Annotated in this window: 6 protein-coding genes and 1 tRNA gene; 2 read left to right on the top strand and 5 right to left on the bottom strand. The window is 57.5% G+C overall.

Features of this window, described 5'->3' with window-relative positions:
- Positions 1–806 precede the first annotated feature (806 nt).
- A tRNA-Ser gene (locus tag NW809_RS09765) sits at positions 807–891 on the bottom strand.
- 259 nt (positions 892–1,150) lie between these two features.
- On the opposite strand from NW809_RS09765, the gene scpB reads away from it, so the two are divergent.
- Positions 1,151–1,660 carry an SMC-Scp complex subunit ScpB gene (gene scpB, locus NW809_RS09760; RefSeq protein WP_049749850.1) on the top strand — a complete coding sequence of 170 codons (510 nt, stop codon included), beginning with the start codon at positions 1,151–1,153 and terminating at the stop codon, positions 1,658–1,660.
- Between the two features lie 206 nt (positions 1,661–1,866).
- Here the strand turns inward: scpB and NW809_RS09755 are convergent, their stop codons facing one another.
- The gene (locus NW809_RS09755) at positions 1,867–2,517 is read right to left on the bottom strand and encodes a peroxiredoxin (protein WP_011431619.1); all 651 of its coding nucleotides are present in this window, start codon (positions 2,515–2,517) and stop codon (positions 1,867–1,869) included.
- A 289-nt stretch (positions 2,518–2,806) separates the two neighbouring features.
- Here NW809_RS09755 and NW809_RS09750 point away from each other — a divergent pair, with 289 nt between their 5' ends.
- Positions 2,807–3,853, top strand: a complete 1,047-nt coding sequence (locus NW809_RS09750; protein WP_414402029.1) for a hypothetical protein — start codon at positions 2,807–2,809, stop codon at positions 3,851–3,853.
- Positions 3,854–3,902: 49 nt separating this feature from the next.
- On the opposite strand, the gene NW809_RS09745 is transcribed toward NW809_RS09750, so the two are convergent.
- The 3 genes from NW809_RS09745 to NW809_RS09735 all read right to left on the bottom strand — a co-directional run bounded on the left by NW809_RS09745 (position 3,903) and on the right by NW809_RS09735 (position 6,680).
- Positions 3,903–4,985, bottom strand: coding sequence for a mechanosensitive ion channel family protein (locus tag NW809_RS09745; RefSeq protein WP_011431621.1), 1,083 nt, complete (start codon positions 4,983–4,985; stop codon positions 3,903–3,905).
- A 154-nt stretch (positions 4,986–5,139) separates the two neighbouring features.
- Entirely contained in the window at positions 5,140–6,009 is an 870-nt protein-coding gene (locus NW809_RS09740; RefSeq protein WP_414402028.1) for an alpha/beta hydrolase, read from the bottom strand.
- 122 nt (positions 6,010–6,131) lie between these two features.
- Positions 6,132–6,680: a lysostaphin resistance A-like protein gene (locus NW809_RS09735; RefSeq protein WP_414402027.1), complete on the bottom strand. Its 549-nt coding sequence runs from the start codon at positions 6,678–6,680 to the stop codon at positions 6,132–6,134.
- Position 6,681: the final 1 nt, after the last annotated feature.

The raw sequence follows: 6,681 nt of genomic DNA, 5'->3' as shown, positions 1-6,681 counted from the left end.
TCCAAAGAATGAGTCGGCATTCCTTTCTCTCCTTCCTCTTGAATACCTGTACCCTATTTTAAATTAAAAGGCTGTAACTTTGCATTTTTCTCTCGTATTCTTCCATTCTCTCTTCATAAGTCCAGGATTCGTATAAGAAGCGGGCTAAGGTGGCCACACCAGCCATCCCTGCCAAGATTAGAAAGAATGGAGCCTCAGCAATAATCAGCGCAATTAGGGCAACGACTCCAGCTCCAGTTGACAGGGCAGCCTGGAGCTTGTCCATCACACGGGTTGGGAGCTCTGGTAGTTGCGGCTTGACTGGTCGAGGGGGTAGTTGAGGTGGCTCAGGTTCTCTGGGGCGAGGGGGCAGTTCTGGCCCGCTCAGTTGCAGGCTGATGGGGGTGGGAAGAACTATATAGGGATAGCAGTCACTCCGCTCATATTTGAGGATTGGGTGGGGCTTCCAGCTCGGCGTGTGCATTGCGCTCTACTTGATCTGGCGGTTGCCCTGTAATATGCCAGAGGCCACTTTTCCAGTCAATTCTCCCTGGGCCTGTAGAGCTGCAGCTTGTTGTCCTTTTGCACCACCACCCGCTTCCAGCCTGCCTCTGTCCGGTAGATGAAGCTGATGTTTCGGGGCTCCGGGTTGTGCCCCGCTGGCAGCGGTTTGCCCTGGGCCCTGGCCCTCAGTCGGTCGGCTACGTCGAAGAGATAGCCAACCTCTAGATAGGCGTAGAAGGGCCTATCTAGGAGTAGGGGCGTGGTAGGGGGCTAGATCCGCCGAACAGCATTGTGGGTTACTCAATAAAGCAACGGAAAAGCAACGGAGAGGGTGGGATTCGAACCGACGGTGGCGTGAACCACGGCAGTTTTCAAGACTGCTTCCTTAAACCGCTCGGACACCTCTCCAATTCTCTGGGATCCCCAAACCCTATTTATGCTACGCAATTGGCTTCAGGCTGTGGAATTGTACTCCGCACCGAGTAGCGCGATGGGCGAGAAAGCAGACCCTGCCATAGTTTAGCATAGCAACGCTCGCCTTGGCCCAGGCCGCCCCAGCAGGGATCCCTCAGTCTGCAACTGCTGCTATGCTACGGGACAGGTTAGCGGATCCCTTGTCGCTATGCCCTCGCGTCGTTCCAAGTCGGTTTCAGATTCCAGGCCAGAGATAGGAGGGGGGCGTCTTTTAGCCCTGAAAAATCAGATCGAGGCAATCCTCTACCTGAAGGGACAGCCGTTGGCCCTATCGACGCTGGCCCAGTTGGCCCACTGCAGCCGCGAGGAGGCCTACGATGCGCTGTTGGAGCTGATGGAAGACTACGCCCACCGCGATTCTGCCCTAGAGGTGCTGCAGGTGGAGGAGGGGTTTGCTCTGCAGTTGCGGGAGCCTTTTCTGGAGCTGGCCAACCAGCTCTTGCCCCCTGAAATCGGGGTGGGCGCCACCCGTACCTTGGCAACCATCGTTCTACGTGGCCCCCTCTCGCAAGCTGACTTGGTGGAGTTGCGCGGTCAGGGCGCTTACCAACACGTGGCAGAGCTGGTGGAAAAGGGCTTTGTGACCCGCTATCGCAAAGAAGGCAGCCGCTCCCCCTGGTTGCGGGTGACGGATAAGTTCCATCGCTACTTTACAGTGGAGAGGCTGGCCGAAACAGCAGCAGCTTCCTTCCCCGAAGCCTAAACTTGCCGCCCAACTCGATCCCAACCCCACCGGCGATCGTTCTCTCCCAGAAGAGGAGGTTTCGCCTAGGCCAGCGCAGCGCCCTCCGAAACCGTCTTAGGCGGGTTTAAAGAACCATAAAGTCAAGGATCCCCTCGGCGGGGATCCAGAGAAAGGAATCACGGCTTCGGCGGAGAAGGGATCCCTTCCTGCCAAGGGGGGTGGACTTACTTATTGGGCTGAGGGGTGAGCCGCAGGTAGGGCTTGAGCTCCTTGTAACCTTTCGGGAACTTTTCTTTTAGCACTTCAGGATCCTGCAGCGAAGGCGGGATAATGACGTCGTCGCCATCTTTCCAGTCGGCAGGGGTGACGACGCTGTACTTATCCGTCAACTGCAGAGCGTCGATGGCCCGCAAAAGCTCGTCGAAGTTGCGGCCCGTGCTGGCCGGATACGTAAGGATGAGGCGGATTTTCTTGTTGGGATCGATAACGAAAACCGAGCGCACCGTCAAGGGCAGCCCTTCTTGGTTAAGGTTGGTTTGATCCAACATGCCGTAGAGCTGCGAGACCTTGCGGTCTACATCTGCCAAGATGGGGTAGTTCACGATAGCGTTCTGGGTTTCCTCGATGTCTTTCACCCAGCCCAGGTGGGAGTCCACATCGTCCACGCTGAGGGCCAGCACCTTCACCCCCCGCTTTTCAAATTCGGGCATCAGCTTGGCAACGGTGCCCAGTTCGGTGGTGCAGACCGGCGTGTAGTCGGCAGGGTGGGAAAACAACACTACCCAGCTATCCCCGGCCCAGGAGTAGAAGTCAATTTCGCCGTGGGTGGACTTTTGCGTAAAATTGGGAGCTGTATCGCCAAGTCGGAGAGCCATACGCTCTTTCTCCTCAGTAAAGAGTTCAGTCCGGTGAGGCCGGGATCCGGATCCTTGCCATCGATCGATCTACAGTCTATTCTGCCACAAAAACTCCACTTTTCCGAGCGGATTTTAGGATATTTTAAGGTGTTGCCAACTTGCCGGCTAGGGGGAGTGCCCTTTCCCGACGTAAACGATTGTTGCGGGGGAATTAATATTCTGTAAGTTCTTTACAGGCTGCAACGGCGACGTGCTAAGGGTATTGTAGGTAACAGAATCTAGCTTCTCGGGCGAGGCCGTGGGATCGATGGGAAGTGCAGAAACAGCTACAACTTGCAGCTTGGCCACCCTGTGGGCCCAAAAATATGTAGACAAGCTGCGGGCGCAGGCGGCCTTGGGCGAGCTGCCGGGCGCCCAACTGGCCGACAAAGTGAAGGGATCCCTGCGCTTTGCCAGCTCCCAGGCCTGGGCCAAGACAGAGCGGCTCTTGGCTGCTGAAATACCCAAGCAGCGGCTGGATCCGGACTTGATCGATCCCTGGCAAATTGCCGAGGATTCTCGGGATTTATTTGAGGCGGCAGCGGAAAGTTGTGGGGAGGGCCTCTCGCCGGCTCGCTTTTCGGTGCAGATCGCGCCGCTCTGTAGCCGGCTGAGGGCCCGCTACAGCGAACGGGATCCGCGGGTGCTGGGCTTTTTAAGTATGCAATTCCACTACACGGGGCAAATGGTCTTGCAAGCCCTATCCCCTCAAGAGCGCGGCCTCTTCCACCCCTACTTGAAGGTCATGGACGACCACCTCTACATGCCCCTCCAGAGGATGTACGAGGGTGCCGCCGCCCATACAGGCGATACCTTTTCCGCCCCCCTGGCTGCCGTGCAAGAGCTCTTGCCTCTGGTTACCAGCGTGGCAGAGTCCATCTGTGCTGAGGTGGCGCAGCGTTTCCCAGGCTATCGCTGCGAAAGCGGCCCCTTGACGGATCTGGAGGTGCGGATTTCCAGCATCCGCGATGTGGAGATGTTCCAGGTGTACTTGGGCCTCTGCGTCCTGGAAGGCAGTGTGGCGGCTGTCCAACAAGAGCTGTTTCCCCTGTGTGTGATGCTCTACCCTCCTTTGAAGGTGGAGTGGAAGCTGGTGCGGCAGATGCTGGAGCTTTTGGATGAGGCGCTGCGCTTTCAGCTCACCCCGGCCAGCTACACCGTCCTGCTGCCTTATCTGCGAGCCGTGCAGAGCATGTTCTCGCTGGAGGTTTTCCCCGAAAGCGACCCCATCTGGAGCCATCATCCTGACGTGATGCGCTTTATGGGAACGGCGCAGAACCTGTTGCAAGAACTGATGGGTCAAGGAGCTATCTGAAAACCCGCCGGCAGCCCCATTCCCATCCCACTTCTTTACTAAGAGAGGACTAAGAGAGGTTGGTGAGGGCACCCTGCTGCTTCGAGCTCAGGTAGAGCAACTGCGTTGGGTAGGCAAATTCGATTCCCTGTTCCTGAAAAGTTCGCTTCAGAGCCAAGTTGATGCGCTCCTGCACATCCATGTAGAGGTTGTAGTCTGGGCTGAGCACGTAGTAAACCACTTCGTAATTGAGGCTGAAATCTCCGTAGGCGGCGAAGTGGGCGCGGTCAAATTGGGCGTTGGGCTCGGCTTCGATAATTTGTCTCACCAAGGTTGGAATGGCCTGCAGCTTTTCGGGGGGAGTTTCGTAAACAACGCCAAAGCCAAAAACCACCCGCCGCCGCTGCATACGTTTGTAGTTGCGAATTCGGGATCCGGTGATATCGGTATTGGCCATCACGATCTGCTCTCCGCCCAAGCTGCGTAGGCGCGTGGTTTTGATGCCGATGTACTCTACGGATCCCATAAAATCGCCCAAAATTATAAAATCCCCAATCTCGAAAGGCCGATCCATCAAAATAGAGATATAGGCAAACAGATCCTGTAAGACTCCTTGCGCCGCCAAAGCAATGGCTATACCGCCAATGCCCAAGCTGGCCACCAGTGCTGCCACATCAAAACCCAGATTTTCCAGCAGAAACAAGATACCGATAAGGGTAAACACCACCCGGATCAGAGGGGAGAGCAACAGCAAGCTTTGCTCGGTGGTGGCATCGCCTTTTTTGCGCATCAGGTAAATGCGCAGAGCATACTCTACACTGGCGCTGAGGAGATTGATGCCCAAGTAGGTGCCAACGACAGTGGCCAGGATGTCCAGAGTTTGCCGCAGGACGGTGGCCAAATTTAGGCTGCTCAAACAGACGTAAATCAGAGCCAGGTAGAGCAAAGGGATCAGGTAGCGCTCTACTAGTTGAATAGGAGTATTGCCGGGGATCCCGCTGAGTTTAGAGAACCAACCTGCCAAGGTTCGGAGAACCAAGCCCCGCAACACAGTGCGGATGGCGAAGATCCCGACTACAAAGATGAAAAATACCAGCAGGTAGTTCCAAAGGGGGTTGCCCAGCAGTTGGAAGCTGAGAATCTCCTGAAGCATGGCCTTGAAAACCGCCTTCTTCGGTCAACCAACAGCGAATAAAAGCAGCGGGAAAGCCCAGGGCAAAAGAGTCGCCTGGATTTGCTGCTTCTGTAACCAGTACCCTCTGGGTCTTAGCTAACAAAACAGGGACATCATAACACTGTGTTTATCGCTACTTAGCCGGCTGCTTGGAGAAAGGATGCTCGGGATCCACCAGCTCGGCCACAAATTGGTGCAGGATGGGCAGGTAGCGCTCCCCGGCCACTTGTAGCAAATTGTTGTGATCGGCTCCCTCGATGGGCACCAAACGCTTGGGATCCCGTGCCGCTTGGTAAAGGGCTTCGGCATGCCAGAAGGGGATCAAGCGATCCTGGGTGCCGTGCAAAATCAGCAGTGGGCAGTTGATCTGGGCGATGCGGCTGAGGTTGTCGAAGCGATCAAAAGGCAGCAGCGGGATGCGGGTCAAGACGCGAAAAGCAGTTACAAAGGTCGATTCCAGGATCAGACCCCCCACCGACTTTTGGGCTGCCAAGTAAACCGAGGGCCCGCCCCCCACCGAGCGTCCGTAAACCAAAATCCGCTCCGGCGGGATCCCCTGCTCCACCAGATAGGCGTAGGCGGCCTCAATGTCCTTGTAGGCACCGGCTTCGGAAGGGATCCCTTCGCTGGTGCCGTAGCCGCGGTAGTCGTAGGCCAAGACGGCAAACCCCCCCTGCTGCAGGCCAGCCAGGCGCGGCAAGATATCTCCCAAGTCCTCGGCGTTGCCGTGGCTGTAGAGGAGGGTATAGGTGGCTTCGGGGTTGGGCAGATACACCGCCGAAATCTGCAGGCCATCGGCGGTGGTGAGCTTGAAAATGGCATCCCCATCCTGGTAGCTGGCGGGGCGAGGCAAAAAGATCAGCCGCTCCGATTGAAACCAGCCCAGCCAGAGCAGGTAGCCGTACACCCCCAGGCCAATAAGCAGCAAGGATCGCCCCACCTGCAGCCCCGGGAAGGATCCCAAAATCCAATTCAAAAGCTTTAACATCCCTCGGCTTGGCATCGAGATAATTCTCCTCACCCCCGGCCCCTCCCCCAGAGGGAGAGGGGGAATTGGTGGCGGCGACGTCGGCAACTAAGGCCTACGGCCCGCTGACGCGAAAGGCCTACGGCCCGCTGACGCGATCAGGATTCGGCTGGCAAGGCGGAACATTTCCAAAGGCAAACCCCAATCCAGTTAACCAGAGTATGGGCGACGATGGTCACCAGCAGGTTTCCCGACAGCCACACGCCCAGCCCCAGGAGGACGCCCACGGCGCTGGCCCAGACGGCATAGGGCCAACCCTGCCATCCCAGCCAATGCAAAACCCCAAACAAGAGGCCGCTCAAGAGGATCCCGCCCGTCCACCCCAAGGGACTGGCCACCAGGGATCCCATCAGCACGCCGCGAAACAGCCATTCCTCGCTCCAGCCCGGCAGCACCCCCACCCAGAAGATATCTGACCACTGCAGGGGATCCGCCACCAGGTGCAAGTAGGCGGAAGCCGCCCGGCGATAGGCCGGCCAAAGCCAGTAAGCCCCGCAGCTGAGCAGCGCCACCCCCAGCCCCAGCGCCGTTCCCCAGGCAACGGCCAGCGGATCCCAACGGAAGGGCACGCGCAGGGATCCCAGCCAGATCCAGAGGCCGGCGATCACCGCCGCGATCAGGCTGGTCAGGCCCATCCCGATCAGGATC

The organism is Synechococcus sp. WC101 (assembly GCF_047461555.1).
Classification (GTDB): Bacteria; Cyanobacteriota; Cyanobacteriia; order Thermostichales; family Thermostichaceae; genus Thermostichus.
The sequence above is the reverse complement of the archived record's forward strand: the minus strand, read 5'-3'. Positions and strand labels throughout refer to the sequence as shown.

Excerpts from the sequence above, each read along its gene's own strand:
- NW809_RS09755 (WP_011431619.1), bottom strand. The coding sequence starts at position 2,517 with ATGGCTCTCCGACTTGGCGATACAGCTCCCAATTTTACGCAAAAGTCC.
- NW809_RS09750 (WP_414402029.1), top strand. The coding sequence starts at position 2,807 with ATGGGAAGTGCAGAAACAGCTACAACTTGCAGCTTGGCCACCCTGTGG.
- NW809_RS09745 (WP_011431621.1), bottom strand. The coding sequence starts at position 4,985 with ATGCTTCAGGAGATTCTCAGCTTCCAACTGCTGGGCAACCCCCTTTGG.
- NW809_RS09740 (WP_414402028.1), bottom strand. The coding sequence starts at position 6,009 with ATGCCAAGCCGAGGGATGTTAAAGCTTTTGAATTGGATTTTGGGATCC.